The organism is Enterobacter cloacae complex sp. CARB60 (assembly GCF_036487345.1).
In the GTDB taxonomy this organism is placed as follows: domain Bacteria; phylum Pseudomonadota; class Gammaproteobacteria; order Enterobacterales; family Enterobacteriaceae; genus Enterobacter; species Enterobacter asburiae_D.
Map to the genome: position 1 here is coordinate 4227350 of NZ_JAZKLC010000002.1, position 16354 is coordinate 4243703.

General features: G+C 56.6%; 15 protein-coding genes. 1 reads left to right on the forward strand and 14 read right to left on the reverse strand.

Going from position 1 to position 16354, the window contains the following annotated elements:
* Positions 1-156: 156 nt before the first annotated feature.
* Entirely contained in the window at positions 157-1431 is a 1275-nt protein-coding gene (locus V4835_RS21350; RefSeq protein ID WP_331413631.1) for an MFS transporter, read from the forward strand.
* A gap of 82 nt (positions 1432-1513) precedes the next feature.
* Here the strand turns inward: V4835_RS21350 and rlmB are convergent, their stop codons facing one another.
* The 14 genes from rlmB to nsrR all read right to left on the reverse strand — a co-directional run bounded on the left by rlmB (position 1514) and on the right by nsrR (position 16259).
* Positions 1514-2245, reverse strand: coding sequence for a 23S rRNA (guanosine(2251)-2'-O)-methyltransferase RlmB (rlmB, locus tag V4835_RS21355; RefSeq protein ID WP_058840431.1), 732 nt, complete (start codon positions 2243-2245; stop codon positions 1514-1516).
* Between the two features lie 107 nt (positions 2246-2352).
* The gene (locus V4835_RS21360) at positions 2353-3153 is read right to left on the reverse strand and encodes an ABC transporter ATP-binding protein (protein ID WP_063144087.1); all 801 of its coding nucleotides are present in this window, start codon (positions 3151-3153) and stop codon (positions 2353-2355) included.
* Positions 3150-4139, reverse strand: a complete 990-nt coding sequence (locus tag V4835_RS21365) for an ABC transporter ATP-binding protein (protein ID WP_063144088.1) — start codon at positions 4137-4139, stop codon at positions 3150-3152. Before V4835_RS21365 ends, V4835_RS21360 begins: the two co-directional genes overlap by 4 nt.
* Positions 4132-4992 (reverse strand): ABC transporter permease, encoded by an 861-nt coding sequence (locus V4835_RS21370; RefSeq protein WP_331413632.1) that lies wholly within the window; start codon positions 4990-4992, stop codon positions 4132-4134. The genes V4835_RS21365 and V4835_RS21370 overlap by 8 nt, the downstream gene beginning before the upstream one ends.
* Positions 4989-5945, reverse strand: coding sequence for an ABC transporter permease (locus V4835_RS21375; protein ID WP_331413634.1), 957 nt, complete (start codon positions 5943-5945; stop codon positions 4989-4991). Before V4835_RS21375 ends, V4835_RS21370 begins: the two co-directional genes overlap by 4 nt.
* A gap of 12 nt (positions 5946-5957) precedes the next feature.
* A complete protein-coding gene (locus V4835_RS21380) occupies positions 5958-7520 on the reverse strand; it encodes an ABC transporter substrate-binding protein (RefSeq protein ID WP_331413636.1) in 1563 nt (520 codons plus the stop codon).
* Between the two features lie 22 nt (positions 7521-7542).
* On the reverse strand, positions 7543-8760 hold the full coding sequence (locus V4835_RS21385; RefSeq protein WP_313772851.1) for a M20 family metallopeptidase: 1218 nt from the start codon (positions 8758-8760) through the stop codon (positions 7543-7545).
* 53 nt (positions 8761-8813) lie between these two features.
* Positions 8814-9590 carry an ABC transporter ATP-binding protein gene (locus V4835_RS21390; RefSeq protein WP_331413638.1) on the reverse strand — a complete coding sequence of 259 codons (777 nt, stop codon included), beginning with the start codon at positions 9588-9590 and terminating at the stop codon, positions 8814-8816.
* Positions 9590-10360, reverse strand: a complete 771-nt coding sequence (locus V4835_RS21395; protein WP_063144093.1) for an ABC transporter permease — start codon at positions 10358-10360, stop codon at positions 9590-9592. Before V4835_RS21395 ends, V4835_RS21390 begins: the two co-directional genes overlap by 1 nt.
* Positions 10357-11364 (reverse strand): taurine ABC transporter substrate-binding protein, encoded by a 1008-nt coding sequence (locus tag V4835_RS21400; protein WP_331413640.1) that lies wholly within the window; start codon positions 11362-11364, stop codon positions 10357-10359. The genes V4835_RS21395 and V4835_RS21400 overlap by 4 nt, the downstream gene beginning before the upstream one ends.
* Positions 11365-11421: 57 nt before the next feature.
* Complete coding sequence (locus V4835_RS21405) at positions 11422-12141, reverse strand: aspartate/glutamate racemase family protein (RefSeq protein WP_331413642.1); 720 nt, start codon at positions 12139-12141, stop codon at positions 11422-11424.
* A complete protein-coding gene (locus V4835_RS21410; protein WP_010427488.1) occupies positions 12134-13138 on the reverse strand; it encodes a D-cysteine desulfhydrase in 1005 nt (334 codons plus the stop codon). The genes V4835_RS21405 and V4835_RS21410 overlap by 8 nt, the downstream gene beginning before the upstream one ends.
* Before the next feature lie 212 nt (positions 13139-13350).
* On the reverse strand, positions 13351-15795 hold the full coding sequence (rnr, locus tag V4835_RS21415; protein WP_063144097.1) for a ribonuclease R: 2445 nt from the start codon (positions 15793-15795) through the stop codon (positions 13351-13353).
* Positions 15796-15833: 38 nt separating this feature from the next.
* Positions 15834-16259 carry a nitric oxide-sensing transcriptional repressor NsrR gene (gene nsrR, locus V4835_RS21420; RefSeq protein ID WP_111965420.1) on the reverse strand — a complete coding sequence of 142 codons (426 nt, stop codon included), beginning with the start codon at positions 16257-16259 and terminating at the stop codon, positions 15834-15836.
* Between the last annotated feature and the right edge of the window lie 95 nt (positions 16260-16354).

Below are 16354 nucleotides of genomic sequence, written 5' to 3' on the forward strand. Positions count from 1 at the left end.
GGACAGACCGCGCACGCGCTGCATGGGAGGGGGGTCACACGTTCACGATCCCGCTGATATCATTCGTGAAATAGCTCACAGAACATAAGAATAAACTATTTCATCACTTCGCTTTTGTTGAATAATTTATTCTTACCCTTTTCAATGAGGATCGTTATGCAACCGGATGCGCACAAGCGAGCATTAATTGCAGGCTCCATTGGTAACTTTATCGAGTGGTATGAGTTTGCGGTCTACGGTTTTCTGGCGACCGTCATTGCGAAAAACTTCTTCCAGCTTGAAGGTGAAGCGGGGCTTACCAGCCTGATCCTCACCTACGCCTCGTTTGCCATCGCCTTCTTCTTCCGCCCGCTGGGTGCGGTGGTGTTTGGCCGCATCGGCGACCGGATTGGCCGTAAGCCGACGCTAATCATTGTGCTGGTGCTGATGACGCTCGCGACCGCCGCCATCGGCGTTGTGCCGGTCTATGCCAGCATCGGGATTGCCGCGCCGCTCATTATTACGCTGCTGCGCATCCTGCAGGGGCTGTTCGCGGGCGGCGAGTACGGCGGTGCGGTCTCGCTGATGACGGAGTTCGCCCCGCGCGGCAAGCGCGGGCTCTATGGCGCGTGGCAGTCCTTTACCGTGGCGCTGGGGCTATTAGCGGGCGCAGGCATCGTGGCGCTGCTCTCCTTCCTCCTTACGCCTGAAGCCCTGCACGACTGGGGCTGGCGCATTCCTTTCTTCCTGGCGCTGCCCATGGGCGTTGTGGCGCTGTGGCTTCGTGTCAGCATGGAGGAGACACCCAGCTTCGTGCAGCAGCAGGATAAACCGGCTGTCGCTCAGGCGGATACCGCCGCCACGCTCAGGGCCATCGTGATGGGGATTGGGCGCGTAATGGTCTGGTCTGCGGCGGGGTACACTTACCTGGTGATTATGCCGACCTATCTGCAGTCGGCGCTGCACACCGGGTTTAACCAGGCGCTGCTGATAGCGGTGATTTCGAATATTGGTTTTGCACTCACCATCATTCCGTCGGGGATGCTGAGCGACAGGATCGGGCGCCGCTCGGTGATGATTATTGCCACCGCGCTGCTGCTGATCCTCGCCCTTCCGCTGCTGAAAATCCTCCAGGCGGAGTCGAGCACCCTGGCGGTGAAGGCTGGTGTGGTACTGATTGCGGGCGGTCTGGTAGGCATGCTGGCGGGCCCGGGCCCGGCGATGCTATCTGAGATGTTCCCGACGCGCGTGCGCTATACGGGACTGGGGCTGGCCTACTCTTTGTCGAACGCGATTTTCTCGGGATGTGCAGGGTTAATCATTACCGGGCTGATTAAGCAGACGGGCAACCTGGATATTCCGGCGTATTACGTGATGGCGACGGCGGTAGTGAGTATTTTCGCGCTGATGACGCTGAGAAAGGATGACCATTTGCGGTCGCTGGAGGAGTGAGGTTGTTTTGCCGGGTGGCGGCTTCGCCTTACCCGGCCTACAAAACCGTAGGCCCGGTAAGCGAAGCGCCACCGGGCGAAAATCAGCTACGCTGACGCACCGCTTCAAACAGGCAGATACCCGTCGCAACGGAAACGTTCAGGGACGACACGCTGCCCGCCATCGGGATGCTAATTAGCTCGTCGCAGTGCTCGCGGGTCAGACGACGCATGCCTTCGCCTTCCGCACCCATCACCAGCGCCAGACGGCCGGTCATTTTGCTCTGGTACAGAGTATGATCCGCTTCACCGGCGGTACCGACGATCCAGATGTTCTCTTCCTGCAGCAGGCGCATGGTGCGCGCCAGGTTAGTCACGCGGATCAGCGGAACGTTTTCCGCCGCGCCGCAGGCCACTTTCTTCGCCGTCGCGTTCAGCTGTGCAGAGCGATCTTTCGGCACGATCACCGCATGCACGCCCGCCGCATCGGCGCTACGCAGGCACGCGCCGAGGTTATGCGGATCGGTAACGCCATCGAGGATCAGGAAGAACGGGTTATCCAGCTCGGCAATCAGATCCGGCAGATCGTTTTCCTGATACTGACGGCCCGGCTTCACGCGGGCGATAATCCCCTGGTGAACCGCGCCTTCACTTTTCTCATCCAGGAACTGGCGGTTTGCCAGCTGGATCACCACGCCCTGCGCTTCCAGCGCGTGGATCAGCGGCATCAGACGCTTATCTTCACGCCCTTTCAGAATAAAGACTTCCTGAAAACGCTCCGGTGCGCGCTCGAGAAGGGCCTGCACCGCGTGGATGCCGTAAATCATTTCACTCATTGAACTTACTCGTTTTAGGCGGTGTGCGCCGGGTTAAATTGGGTCGTGATAGAGATCGCTTGCGCCTATTATAACCGACCCGGCGTTCAAATCGACCCTGACAGTTTTTACCCGTTGGCAACCACGCGCGTTTCCTCCTCCTTTACGGGATGGGCGGGCAAAATGGCATCCATCAGATAGCGCGTATACTCATGCTGAGGCGCACTAAAGAGTTGCGCCGTCTCGCCCTGTTCAACCAGCGATCCCCGGTACATCACCCCGACCCTGTCCGCTATGTGCCTGACAACGTTAAGATCGTGGGAAATAAAGAGATAGGCCAGCCCATGCTCCTTCTGTAACCGCATAAGCAGATTCAGGATCTGCGACTGAATGGAGACATCAAGCGCGGAAACCGGCTCATCGCAAACAATCAGTTTCGGCTTCAGTATCAGCGCCCGGGCAATACCGATCCGTTGACGCTGGCCGCCAGAAAACTCATGCGGATAACGGGCGGCATCCTGGGGACGCAGGCCAACCTGCTCGAGTATATGAGTCACCTGCGCTTTTCGATTGCCTATGCCGTGAATCGTCAGCGGCTCTTCAAGGCTATAACCCACGGTGCGTTTAGGGTCGAGCGACGAGAGGGGATCCTGAAAAATCATCTGCATGTCACGGCGCACGCTGCGCCATCCTGCGGTATTCAGTCCCGTCAGCGATCGGCCTTCAAACGCGACGTCGCCTGCATTGGCTGCGGTTAGACCCAGCACAAGACGGCCGATGGTGCTCTTACCGCTGCCAGACTCACCGACCAGCGCCCAGGTTTCACCCGCGTTCAGGGTAAAGCTGACGTTATCCACCGCATGCACCGATTGCCCACGGCGATGGAATATTTTCGACAAATTGTTCACGCTTAATAAGGGTATCGTCATCCAGCCGCTCCTGTCTCCTCGGCCCGCCAGCAGCGAACCAGCTGTGCCTTGTATCCCACCGTCTGCAGCTCGGGGGCCTGCGCGCGGCAGCGGGGTTGCGCCAGCGGGCAGCGATCGGCGTAGGTACATCCTGCAGGAAATGCATGCAATGAAGGTACCTGACCACTGATTTCGGCCAGCGGTGTTTTGGAAGGATGATCCGCCGAAGGACGAGCGGCCAGCAGCGCACGGGTATAAGGATGGCGCGGTTGTTCAAAGAGCGTATGAACATCCGTCTCTTCCACAACCTGTCCGGCATACAGTACGACCACGCGCTGGCAAAGCCGCGCCACGACGCTTAAATCGTGGGTGATAATGACAATCCCCATGCCCGTCTGCTGCTTAAGTTCGTCGAGTAAATCGAGGATCTGCGCCTGAATGGTGGCATCCAGCGCCGTAGTCGGTTCGTCAGCAATCAGCAGCGAAGGAGAGGTCGCAATGGCCATGGCGATCATTACGCGCTGACGCATTCCGCCTGAAAGCTCATGCGGCCAGGCATTGGCGCAGCGGGCAGGATCGGCAATACCAACCTGGGTCAACAGGCCGATCGTTTTCTGCTGACGCAGGGCGCGGTTCAGAGAGGTATGCAGCCGCAGGCTTTCATCAATTTGAGCACCGATGGTCATCACCGGATTAAGGCTGGCGAGCGGATCCTGAAAAATCATCGCCATCTCTCGCCCACTCCGCTGACGACGTACTTTTGCCGACAGCGAGTGGAGCGCTCTCCCCCCAAGAATGACCTCACCCTCGACCCGGCTGGTGCGGGATGAAAGCAGTCCCATTAACGCCTGAGCAGTCACACTCTTGCCGCAGCCTGATTCCCCGATGATGCCGAGAGTTTCATGGGTATTTACCCGAAAAGAAACGCCGCGCACCGGAGAGACAACGCCCATTCTCGTCGCGAAGGTAACCTCAAGGTTATTGACCTCAAGTAAGGCTTCAGCCATGGCGTCCTCCTTGTTTAAGCAGACGCAACACGCGGCGAGGCAAAGGTTTAAGGCCCGGGTCAGCACTGTCTCGCAGGTCATCGCCAATAATATTTAAACCGAGGATCAGCAACACAATGGCAATCCCCGGAAAGAAGGTCATCCACCAGGCGGTGAAGATCACGGCCTTTCCTTCGAGCAATAAATTGCCCAGGCTTGGCATCGGGGCTGGCACGCCAGAACCGAGAAAGCTCAAGGCTGCTTCGGTAAGAATGGCCACCGAAAACACCCAGCTTACCTGCACGATAAACGGCGAGATAACGTTAGGCAAAAGGTGCAGCCAAATAATGCGCGAGGCACCTGCGCCCTGCGCGCGCAGGGCTTCAATAAAGTTCTTCTCTTTGATCACCATGGCCGCCCCCCGGATCACCCGCGCAACCGACGGCACGTAGACCAACGATAGCGCCAGCACCACGTTGGCGATATTCGGTCCGAGCACGCCGACAATGGCGATCGCCAGTAGCAAAGACGGAAAGGCAAAAAGACCATCACAGACGCGCATCAGGATCCTGTCTACCGGACGATACCAGGCGCACAGTAGCCCGACGATCATCCCCGTCACGCCTGCTATTACCGCTACCGCTGCGCCCACCGAGAGCGACACGCGCACCGCCAGCGCCACACGGACAAAAAGATCCCGCCCGAAGTTATCGGTGCCGAACCAGTGTTCCGTAGAGGGAGGGGTCAACCGGCTTAACGGATCGAGGCTGTAGGGATCGTAAGGGCTTACCAGGCTTGCAAAAAATGACAGCAGCACAATGGCGGCCAGCACGGCGGGCCAAATTAAAAGCGCCGGATTTCTGAAGGTCATCATTTTTCCCCTCCGTCGACGGACAGACGCGGATCGGCAATATAGTTCAGAAGATCCACTGCCAGGTTGATCAACACGTAGCAAATGGTGATCAGCAGCACCACGCCCTGGATCACCGTCACGTCACGCCGCTCGATCGAATCGACAATGAGCGATCCCACGCCGGGAATACCGAACACGCTTTCGATCACGATCGTGCCGGCTATCAGCGACGCGAAGGATTCACCGCAGATGGTCAGTATGGGGATCAGGCTGTTTTTGAGCGTGTGCCGTAAAAGCACAAGCCACTCCGGGACCCCTTTTGCCCGTGCAGTGTTGATAAAAGGCTCTTGCAATACATCCAGCATCACGGCACGGGTCATGCGGGCAATCAGTGCGGCGATGCGCAGCCCCAGCGCGATAGCAGGTAAGGTCAGGTACCAGACGTTAAGCCAGAAATCATCGTTGGTAGAGCGATACCCCACCACCGGAAACCAGCGCAGCTGAACGGCAAAGAAGAAGATGAGGACGAGGCCAAGCAAAAAACCCGGAACCGACATGCCAAGAGTCGCCAGCATACGAATGATGCGATCCGTGATGCCGCCATGTTGCCAGGCGCTTATCACGCCCCCCGCCAGCCCCAGAATGAGCGCAATGAGTTGAGCATAGAATGCCAGCGCCAGCGTCGGCGTCAGGTGCTGTAAAAAAAGCGACATAACGCTGGTATTTAAAAACAGGGAATGTCCCAAATCCCCGGTCAGGATCTCGCCAAACCAGCTGAAGAACTGCACCAGCAGGGGCCGATCCAGTCCCATCTGCTGGCGCAGCGCAGCAATATCCTGAGGACTGGCATCATTCCCCAGGATCACCAGCGCCGGATCGCCCGGCGCGAGATGAATCAAGCAAAACACCACTACCGACACCACCAGCAGCACCGGCAGAAGTGCCAGCAGGCGGTGAAAAAGGTATTTTCTCATCGCCTTCTCCCGTCAGGGTTTCGTCACGCTCACGTTCCATAAAATAGGGCCAATCAGGTCCTGATAGCCTTTCACATTGCCTTTTAGCGCCACCGCATCCGGCGTAGTGCGGCCAAGCACAATGACCGGCAGATATTGCCAGCTCAGCCTGTTCAGTTCATCCACCAGCGGTTTCGCCTCTTTCAATGAAGGCGCCTGCTTGATTTCATCCAGCACGTTATCGATCTCCGGGTTGTTGCTCAGCCCGGGAAACTTCGCGCGCGAATCGAGGAAGGGATATTGATGCAGCACCTGACGCATGGAGAACTCCAGCGCACAGAGGTCAAAGTTTTTCGGATCCTGGCGGCGCTGCAGAACGGTCGGCCAGTCGTAGACGTCGAGGCGTGACTTCACGCCAATCTGCTTCAGCACCTGCTGAGCCACTATCGCCAGGTTATACAACTCGGCATATTCTTTCGTGGCGATGATCACCACTTCTTCGCCATTGTAGCCCGAGTCTTTCACCAGCGCGCGCGCCTCGTCGAGCCGATGTTGGTTCCAGAAAGGCTTACCGGCCTCACTGTACCAGTCCACCTGTTCCGGGAAGCCCAGTGACGGATCTTCCTTAAAGAAACGCGGATCGCTGTAGCCCGCCAGCAGCGTTTGATGGACATTAAGCGCGAGGTTGAATGCCTGGCGCAGCTTCACATTGGCAAACGGCCCCTGGTTTTTATTGAACAGGTAGGTAATGAGCGAGCCGCCGCTTTTGGGCTGGAAGAGCGACAGATTCGGCACGCTGCTGAGCGTGTCGATATTGTCCTTCGGCAGCTGGAATACCAGATCGTATTCTCCGGTCATCGCCCCGGCCAGGCGAGTGGATTCATCGGTAATGTAGCGGAACCAGATGTCCTTCACATCCGCTTTCTTCTCGCCTGATAGACCGCTTGCAGGCTCCTTGCGGGACTGATACTGGTCATAACGGGTTAAGTGCAGAAAATCACCGGGTTTGAACTCGGCCAGTTTGTAAGGTCCGGTGCCAATGAGCTCGGTCACGGGCTTCTTGCTGCTGTTGGCCTCATCAATAATGCGTTTCGGCATAATAGCGGCGATGTTCTTCACGTCTGCCAGTACGTTGAGCGTAATCAGTGACGGGGAAGGAAGCGTAAAGGTGACGGTTTTATCATCCACCTTACTGAACTGCACGCCGGGCAAATTCGCTTTCCCCTGCGTGGACACTGCCAGCCAGCGATTCATTGAAGCCACAACGTCATCCGCAGTCAGCGGTTGTCCGTCATGAAAATGGATCCCGTCACGCAACACAAAGGTGTAGGTCTTGCGATCGTCACTCAGGGTGTAACTTTCCACCAGCTCTGGTACAGGCTCAAATTTGGCGTTGATGGTGAACAACGTTTCGAAAATATGCCTGTCCACGTCTGAGGTGGCGTTATTGGTCGTCAGATAAGGATCCAGCGTTCCAGGCCGGTTCCCGTAGGCAATATTCAGCACGGCATTACGATCGATACTCTCGGCCTGTGCACTTCCCAGGGGTAAAGCCACCGCCAGCATGAGTGCGGCGGCAGAAAACAGCATTTTCATTGTTATGGTGCTCCGGTTGAGGTCATGCAGCTTGCGTGGCGGCAGTTTGCCCGGCAAATTCGTCTTTCACTTCCTGCAGCAGCGCAGCATCGGTTAACAGTCGCAGCCCGGTTCGGGCCAGCACCTGCGCGCCTGTCACCAGCGCGTCATAGCCCTGTACTGAGTTAGCGGCCTCGCGGAACGCCACGGTGTGACCAATCAGTTCATCGGGGCCAATCTTGATGTAGGGATGTGCTGTCGGTACCGCATGGCTGATATCGCCAGCATCGGTTGAGCCCAACCCCTCTTTTTCCTTCAGCTCGACCGTCTCCCCTGCGGCGGTGAATTCTTCCAGCAGTACACCGTTCAGCGTGTGGTTGATGTTGAAATCACGCGGCCCAACCTGATGCTCAATCTTGACCGTGGTACCGGTTGCCAGCGCGACGCCTTCCGCAATGGCGCGAATACGTGGCTCCAGCGCGACCACCTCTTCACGGGTATGGGCACGAATGTAATAGTGCGCCGACGCATACTCCGGGATCACATTCGGCGCCTGACCGCCGTTAGTGATAATGCCGTGAACGCGGATGCCATCCGGCAGCTGCTGGCGCAGAACGCTGATACCGTTATAGAGCAACACCAGCGCATCCAGCGCGTTCACCCCTTTATGCGGTGAGCTGCCCGCGTGGGAAGGTTTGCCATAGAAATGGAAGTAGAGATGGTTATTCGCCAGTGACGGGCCGGACAATCGCGTTTTCCCGGCGGGGTGGACCATCAATGCCACATCGACATCGTTAAGGAAGCCATGCTCCACGAAGCGGGCTTTCACATTACCGTTTGGACCGCCTTTACCACGCAGCCCGCCCTCTTCTGCAGGCGTACCGAGTACCACGACCTTGCCCCCTGTCGCGTCCAGCGTTTCACTAAGCGCAATCGCTGCTGCAATACTGGTAACCCCAATGATGTTGTGACCACAGGCGTGCCCGATATCAATAAGCGCATCGTATTCCGCCAGGAACGCGATAGTAGGGCCGGGCCTGCCGCTCTCCTTCACCGCATAAAAAGCCGTTTCATGACCGGCGACGTTAAGCGTGACGGCAAAACCCTGTTTTTCCAGCAGCTGTGTCAGCTGACCGCTGGCGTAATACTCGTTATTGCCGGTTTCAGGATGGGCGTGAATATTTTTGGCTATCGCCACATACTCATCCCGGTGCTGTTGAATACTTGTTTCAAGACGGTCTCGTAATTCGCTATTGCTCATTGCTTCCACCTCAGTCATGACGGTTGATTCATTCCCGACACCGGGAACTGTAGTTAACGTAAGTGCCGCTTCGCCTCCTGGCGTACCCGATGCAGGACGTGATGCTTGATCTCGCTATAGGAAGGGTGTTCCGCCAGCGTTTCGATATCTCGCTCCCGCCCAAAGGGCAGAACGATCTCATCAACGATTTTTCCCGGTTTTGCCGACATGATCAGAATGCGGTCAGCCAAAAAAAGCGCCTCTTCCACATCGTGCGTGACGAAGAGCAGCGTGGTGCCGGTGGAGAGCCATGCCTCGCGCAGCAACTCCTGCATCATCAGTCGGGTTTGCGCATCCAGCGCACCGAACGGTTCATCCAGCAGCAGCACTTCCGGGCCGGGGAGCCAGGCGCGAGCGAGCGCCACGCGCTGCTTCATACCGCCAGAAAGCTGCCAGGGCGCATGATGTTCAAAGCCTTTCAGACCCACGCGCTCTAGCCACGTCTGCGCCAGGGCATTGGTTTCGTCCTTACGGTATTTGCCCAGACGTGGGCCAAACGTGACGTTTTCCAGCACCGAGAGCCACGGGAAAAGGTTGGGTTGCTGGAATATCATTCCGCGATCGGGACCAGGCTTGCTGATATCTTTCCCGCCAGCAGCTACCCGCCCCCGGTCTGGCTTATTAAACCCGGCGACAAGGTTCAGAATGGTGGATTTGCCACAGCCAGACGGCCCAAGCAGGACCACAAACTCACCGCTGTTCAGGCTCAGATTGATATCTTCCAGCACCGTAAACGGCTGGGGTTTCGCCGCGAAAGAGAGCGTTACGTTTTCAAGGGTGATAGCACTCATTATTCTTTCCCCGCCCAGGGCACCGTCAGGCGCTGTAGCCCCAGCAGTAATAAATCCAGGAGATAACCAATGCCGCCCAGCAGCAAAATGCCGAGCATGACGATATCAGTACGCAAATAAGAGCTGGCGTTGATGACCATCCAGCCCAGGCCGGAACTGGCGGCGACCATCTCCGCTGCAATCAACGACGTCCAGCCAATGCCAATGGAAAGCCTGACGGTGGTGAAAAGGTCCGGCAGCGCGTCCGGGAGGACGACACGCATGAAGATTTGTCTGCGGGAAGCGCCCAGCGTCTGCGCCACGCGAATACGTGAACGACCAATGCGTTCAACGGCTGCCGATGCCCCCACGACCACGCTTAAAAACGTGGCAATGAAGATCAGGAAGAATTTGGAGGCCTCGCCAATCCCAAGCCACACGACGGCCAGGGGGATGAGTGCAATTTTGGGTAAAGGACGCAGAAACTGAACGAAGGGATTAAGTACCGCCGCCAGGCCGTCAGACAGGCCCATCAGTAACCCCAGCGGAATACCAATGATAATCGCCACGGTAAATGCGCTCAGCGCTCGCGCGAGGCTCACCGCAATGTGTTCCCAGAGCGGTACCTGACGATAGCCATCGGCAAGAAGTTCTTCGGTCGTCAAACCAATGTCCGTTAGCGACGGTAACAGCAGCGGATCGACCCACTGCTGCGTTGCCGCCACCTGCCAGACGATAAAGAAAACCGCCACCGACACTACGCTGATGGCGATATGCTGACTCAATCTCATTGCGCCGCCACCGCCGCATCACGGATATAGCGAGAATCAATGGCGGTATCCCAGTTTGCAGGGATATCGCGCTTGCGGATTTCGCCAATACCGGCGAGGAAGCTGGAGGTTTTGGTTAAGGCCTTGCCGATACCGCTGTCGGTGGTCTGCGTGCCATTACCCAGCCAGTCCGCAGTACCCTGCTGGGCAAGCGTTGGATACTCCAGCCCACCCAGCGTATTTGCCGCCGTGGTAACCGGTGCCCCAACTTCTTTAGCAACGATGCCTGCCGCACGCTCCGGGTCTTTCTTAAACTCATCCACCTTCTGCTGATGCACGCGAAGAAACGCAGTGACCGCTTCTGGGTACTTCTCAGCAAAGGCTTTCCGCACCACATAGTTGTTGTAGATAAGATAGCCGTCTTTCTGCAGGTCCTTGGTGGCAAAGACCTGGTGCCCACCCGACGCCTCCAGCTCCTGTGCAAACGGTGCCCAGACATAGCCAGCATCAATATCACCACGCTTCCATGCCGCGACCATTTCTGCAGGACGCAGCGGCAGTAACGTGATTTTGCTGCGGTCCAGTTTGTTCACGCTGATCGCGGCTTCGAGAGCATACTGAGCCGTTGAGTTGGGTGGGTAGGCGACACGCTTCCCTTCGATATCATTAATTTTCACAATGCCATCTTTACCGATCAGGCGTTCATAGCTGGCTATCACGCCCGATACGCCAATAATTTCGACCGGCAATTTGCGGACAATGCCTGCCGTCGCTGGACTGGATCCAAAATTGGCAATATCAATCGCATTGCTGGCAAAATAATTAAGCGCATCGGCACCCGATGCAAATTGCACCCACTTCACTTTAGTGTTTAACGCTTTATCAAGAGAGCCATCGGCTTTTGCCAGCATTAATACCTGAGAACCGCCGCTATATGCCACACGAACCTCAGCAGGTGAATCGGCAAAACTCATATTTGCCCATAGCCCGCCCGCTGCAATTAATAAGCAGAGACTTTTTTTCATTTTATTTATCCTGTGATTTATCTGAATATAATGTCCGCGATCGTAACGGACGTTGCGCTAATTAAATGATCTGCTGGTTTGCCATAACTGCGAACATCGTTCTGCCAGCGCCTGAGCCGGATCCCAGGTGAGATGACGAAACGGAGCCCTGGCAGCCTCCAGCGCAACAGGCACTTCGGTACAGGCCAGCACCAGTTTTTGCGCGCCACGGGCAAACAGTGCGTTGGCCTGCAACGCCAGCAGCTCACCGCCCTCAACCAGCGCGCCACGCTTTACCGCGTAGCAGCCCGGTACAAACCATTGGGCTAGCTCCTCGGGGGTCGGCACGACGACCTCAATAGCCTGCGCGGCCAGTCGTTCCTGATACCAGCCCGCGTCCAGCGTGCCTTTAGTGGCAATGACGCCAACCCGCTGAGGTTTTTCATCAGCCTGCGACAGCGCGTCCAGCGTCGCATCAACGATATGCAGAATAGGAGCGCTGCTGGCTTCACTCAGCGCGTCGTACCAGTGGTGAGCCGTATTACAGGGGATTGCGATATGGCTTGCCCCCGCCTGGTTAAGTTTCTCGACAGCGTGAAGAAGCTGCGGCAAGGGCGACGGGCCCGTACCCGCCAGCGCGTTCTGGCGATCGGCAATTTGCGGTACATTCCAGACGACCGTTGGGATCTGCTGTTGATCGCTCTGCGCAGGCGTAGCCTCCAGCAGGCGACGCAGAAAATCCAGCGTCGCAAGGGGGCCCATACCTCCCAGCACGCCAAGCAGGAAAGGCTTAGCCATGCTCCAGCACCTGACGATAGCCAAATAGTCCTGCTGACCCACCCGTGTGGATAAAGACAATATTTTCATCCTGACGGAAATGCCCTTTGCGGATCAGATCGATAAGCCCGGCCATCCCTTTTGCGGAGTAAACCGGATCGAGCAGGATACCTTCATGGCGGGCCAGCAGCCTCAGTGCTTCAAGCGTGCCCTCCGTCGGCAAACCGTATCCGTCACCGACATAATCGCTGTTAGCGACTACCGCATGCCGCGACAGTTCCCCCGGCACGCCCAACAGATCCAGCGTTCTGGATGCCAGATTCCAGACGTTCTCTTCCTGTTTATCTTTGGGAGCCCGCACGCTGATGCCGAGCACCGGGATATGGCTGTTAGTGGCGGTGAACCCTGCGACCAGCCCCGCCTGCGTGCCGGTACTGCCCGTCGCATGGACAACGTGATCGATGCGCAAACGACGCTCTGATGATTGGTAAAGCAACTCCTCCGCGCACGCAACGTAGCCCAGCGCCCCGATGGGGTTCGAACCTCCGCCAGGGATAACGTACGGACGGTGGCCTTGTTCGCGAAGCGTTGCGGCGTACTCTTCCATCGCCTTTTGCATATCGGTACCGCCTGGCAGATGTGCGACAATCTCGCCGCCCAGAAGGGTATCCAGCAGCACGTTACCCGAGCGCTGATAATCCTCACCAAAATCAGTCACGCGTTTTTCCAGCAGCGCTTTTGCCTGCAGGCCAAGGCGTGCGGCACCGGCGATTGTTTGACGTACGTGGTTAGACTGGGTCGCGCCCTGCGTCACGATGACATCTGCCTTTTGCTGCAGAGCATCCGCCAACAGAAATTCCAGCTTGCGGGTTTTATTCCCGCCGCTTGCAAGGCCCGTTGCATCGTCGCGTTTTATCCATATTTTAGGCCCGCCTAATAATTGGGTTAAATTATTTAACGGTTCCAGTGGCGTAGGAAAATGACCGAGTGAAATTCGGGGAAAACGGGCCAGATGCATAAACGCTCCTTGCTAAAAAGGGGGCTTTATAAAAGTGAAATTCACTATACACATCTGACTAACACGGCTAATCAAAAATAATAAATAACGATTACTGGAAAATGAATAAGCAGGGAAAACGGGTTGATAAGGCCGCTATCTATTCTGTTCTGGAATGACTTACGGCAAAAAAGAATAACCCCTTTCGTCGGAAAGGGGTTAGTGGGACAAAATTACTGCGCGGTATTTTTTTTCGCTGCGCGCTTCGCTTTAGTCGCGGCGGCTATTTTCTGCGTTTTCGCGGAAGGTTTTTTCGCCGAGCGGGCTTCTTTCTTCGCCGCCTTCGGCTTCTGTTTCTTCTCGCCGCGGAAGGCGCTGTCCGGCTCGAAGTTTACCTTCTTGCCCGCCTGACGACGTTTACCGCCGCCCGGTTTACCGTTACCGCCTTTTTTCGCTTTCTCACGCTCGGTTTTGCCGACGTTACGCGGCGCGCGCTCGCTGGAGATCAGGCTGAAGTCGATTTTACGGTCGTCCATATTCACGGCTTCGACCTTCACTTCCACACGGTCGCCCAGACGATAGGTCTGGCCGCCAGATTCGCCAATCAGGCGCTGACCGACCTGGTCGAAGCGGTAGTAGTCGTTATCCAGGCTGGAGACGTGCACCAGACCGTCGATGAACAGCTCGTCCAGACGAACGAAGAAACCAAAGCCGGTCACGCTGGCAATCACGCCTTTAAAGACGTTACCCACCTGATCGAGCATAAAGTCACACTTCAGCCAGTCCGCCACGTCACGGGTTGCTTCATCGGCACGACGTTCGGCCATGGAGCAGTGCTGGCCCAGCTGCAGCATCTCTTCCATCGAATAGTGGTAGCCACCGGTTTCGGTGGTGTTCCCTTTATGGCCCTGCTCCTGCGCCAGCAGATACTTGATCGCACGGTGCAGAGAGAGGTCAGGATAACGACGGATCGGCGAGGTAAAGTGGGCGTAAGACTGCAGCGCCAGGCCGAAGTGTCCCCGGTTTTCCGGATCGTAAATTGCCTGCTTCATAGAGCGCAGCAGCATCGTCTGCAGCATTTCAGCGTCAGGACGGTCGCCAATGGACTCCAGCAGCTCGGCGTAATCGCGCGGCTCTGGCTTGTTACCGCCAGGCAGCTCCAGACCGAGTTCGGCCAGCACGGAGCGGAACGACGTAATGGCTTCCGTGGTCGGCTTATCGTGAATACGGAACAGCGCCGGTTCTTTGGCTTTTTCGACGAAGCGTGCCGCCGAGATGTTCGCCAGAATCATACACTCTTCGATAAGCTTATGCGCATCGTTACGCTGGGTCTGCTCGATACGTTCAATGCGGCGTTCTGCGTTGAAAATGAATTTCGCTTCTTCACTCTCAAACGAGATCCCGCCGCGCTCTTCGCGCGCCTGATCCAGCGTTTTGTAGAGGTTATGCAGCTCTTCGATGTGTTTGACCAGCGGCGCGTACTGTTCGCGCAGATCCTGGTCGCCCTGCAGCATATGCCAGACCTTGGTATAGGTCAGACGCGCGTGCGAGCTCATCACCGCTTCGTAGAACTTGTAGCCGGTTAAGCGCCCTTTGGTGGAGATGGTCATCTCGCAAACCATACAGAGGCGGTCAACCTGCGGGTTCAGGGAGCACAGGCCGTTAGACAGCACTTCCGGCAGCATCGGCACGACCTGCGACGGGAAGTAGACCGAGGTGCCGCGGCTGCGCGCTTCGTTATCCAGCGGGGTGTGCGGACGAACATAGTAGCTTACGTCTGCAATAGCGACCCACAGACGCCAGCCGCCGCCGCGTTTTTTCTCGCAGTAGACGGCGTCATCGAAGTCGCGGGCGTCTTCACCGTCGATAGTGACCAGCGGTAGATCGCGCAGATCCACGCGGCCCACTTTGGACTCTTCCGGAACTTCTTCGCGCAGGCTTTCGATCTGCTCTTCAACCGCTTTCGGCCAGATGTACGGAATTTCATGGGTACGCAGCGCCATATCAACGGCCATGGTAGTGCCCATATTGTCGCCAAGCACTTCGACGATTTTACCTACCGCTTTGGTGCGACGGGTTGGGCGCTGGGTGAGTTCCACCACCACCACAAAGCCCATGCGGGCACCCATTACCTCTTCAGGTGGGATCAAAATGTCGAAGCTCAGACGGCTGTCGTCCGGCACCACGAAGCCCACGCCCGCGTCGGTAAAGTAGCGGCCAACGATCTGGCTGGTTTTTGGCACCAGAACGCGTACCACGCGCGCTTCGCGACGACCTTTACGGTCAGCGCCCAGCGGCTGTGCCAGGATCTGGTCGCCGTGGATGCACATCTTCATCTGTTCAGATGAGAGGTACAGATCGTCTTTACGGCCTTCCACGCGCAGGAAGCCAAAGCCATCACGGTGACCAATGACGGTCCCTTTCAGGAGATCGAGGCGTTCTGGCAGCGCGTAGCACTGGCGGCGGGTAAAGACCAACTGCCCATCACGCTCCATCGCGCGCAGGCGGCGGCGAAGGGCTTCAATTTGCTCTTCACCTTCAATGTTTAATTCAACGGCAAGTTCTTCACGATTGGCGGGTTTTTCGCGTTTTGTTAAGTGTTCAATGATGAACTCGCGGCTGGGAATAGGATTCGCGTATTTTTCGGCTTCGCGTTCCTGGAAAGGATCATGTGACATGTCGGTTCCTCCGTTGTCAGCTCCGGTGGAAATTTTCTTCATTCCACCAGCAATAATTTATAAAGCGGTTGATTCTCTTCAACCAAATCGGCCAGCGTGTAGTTATCCAGTTCCATGAGAAAACTTTGCACAGCCTTAGAAAGCGCCTGTTTCAGGCGGCAAGCGGGCGTGATGTGGCAGAACTCGCTGCTGCAGTTCACCAGAGACAGCGGCTCCAGTTCACGTACCACATCGCCAACACGAATACTCTGTGCCGGTTTACCGAGACGGATCCCACCATTCTTCCCGCGGACGGCAGCAACGTATCCGGCACGACTAAGTTGATTGATTATTTTGACCATATGATTACGGGACACGCCGTAGACCTCTGTCACTTCAGAGATACTGGTCATCTTCCCCTCGGGTAACGACGCCATGTAAATCAGCGCACGTAAGCCGTAATCGGTGAAACTTGTTAACTGCACATCAACCTCAGGAAAAAAGGGAAAACGCGGTCAAACCGCAGAGATATTCATTAATGATGATAAACCAGCCAGATAGTTAGCGGCTAATTTATTTG

Coding starts and splice junctions, on each gene's coding strand:
- V4835_RS21370 (WP_331413632.1), bottom strand. CDS start 4,992: ATGATGACCTTCAGAAATCCGGCGCTTTTAATTTGGCCCGCCGTGCTG.
- V4835_RS21350 (WP_331413631.1), top strand. CDS start 157: ATGCAACCGGATGCGCACAAGCGAGCATTAATTGCAGGCTCCATTGGT.
- V4835_RS21410 (WP_010427488.1), bottom strand. CDS start 13,138: ATGCATCTGGCCCGTTTTCCCCGAATTTCACTCGGTCATTTTCCTACG.
- V4835_RS21365 (WP_063144088.1), bottom strand. CDS start 4,139: ATGGCTGAAGCCTTACTTGAGGTCAATAACCTTGAGGTTACCTTCGCG.
- V4835_RS21385 (WP_313772851.1), bottom strand. CDS start 8,760: ATGAGCAATAGCGAATTACGAGACCGTCTTGAAACAAGTATTCAACAG.
- V4835_RS21390 (WP_331413638.1), bottom strand. CDS start 9,590: ATGAGTGCTATCACCCTTGAAAACGTAACGCTCTCTTTCGCGGCGAAA.
- V4835_RS21400 (WP_331413640.1), bottom strand. CDS start 11,364: ATGAAAAAAAGTCTCTGCTTATTAATTGCAGCGGGCGGGCTATGGGCA.
- V4835_RS21360 (WP_063144087.1), bottom strand. CDS start 3,153: ATGACGATACCCTTATTAAGCGTGAACAATTTGTCGAAAATATTCCAT.
- rlmB (WP_058840431.1), bottom strand. CDS start 2,245: ATGAGTGAAATGATTTACGGCATCCACGCGGTGCAGGCCCTTCTCGAG.
- rnr (WP_063144097.1), bottom strand. CDS start 15,795: ATGTCACATGATCCTTTCCAGGAACGCGAAGCCGAAAAATACGCGAAT.
- V4835_RS21375 (WP_331413634.1), bottom strand. CDS start 5,945: ATGAGAAAATACCTTTTTCACCGCCTGCTGGCACTTCTGCCGGTGCTG.
- V4835_RS21405 (WP_331413642.1), bottom strand. CDS start 12,141: ATGGCTAAGCCTTTCCTGCTTGGCGTGCTGGGAGGTATGGGCCCCCTT.
- V4835_RS21380 (WP_331413636.1), bottom strand. CDS start 7,520: ATGAAAATGCTGTTTTCTGCCGCCGCACTCATGCTGGCGGTGGCTTTA.
- V4835_RS21395 (WP_063144093.1), bottom strand. CDS start 10,360: ATGAGATTGAGTCAGCATATCGCCATCAGCGTAGTGTCGGTGGCGGTT.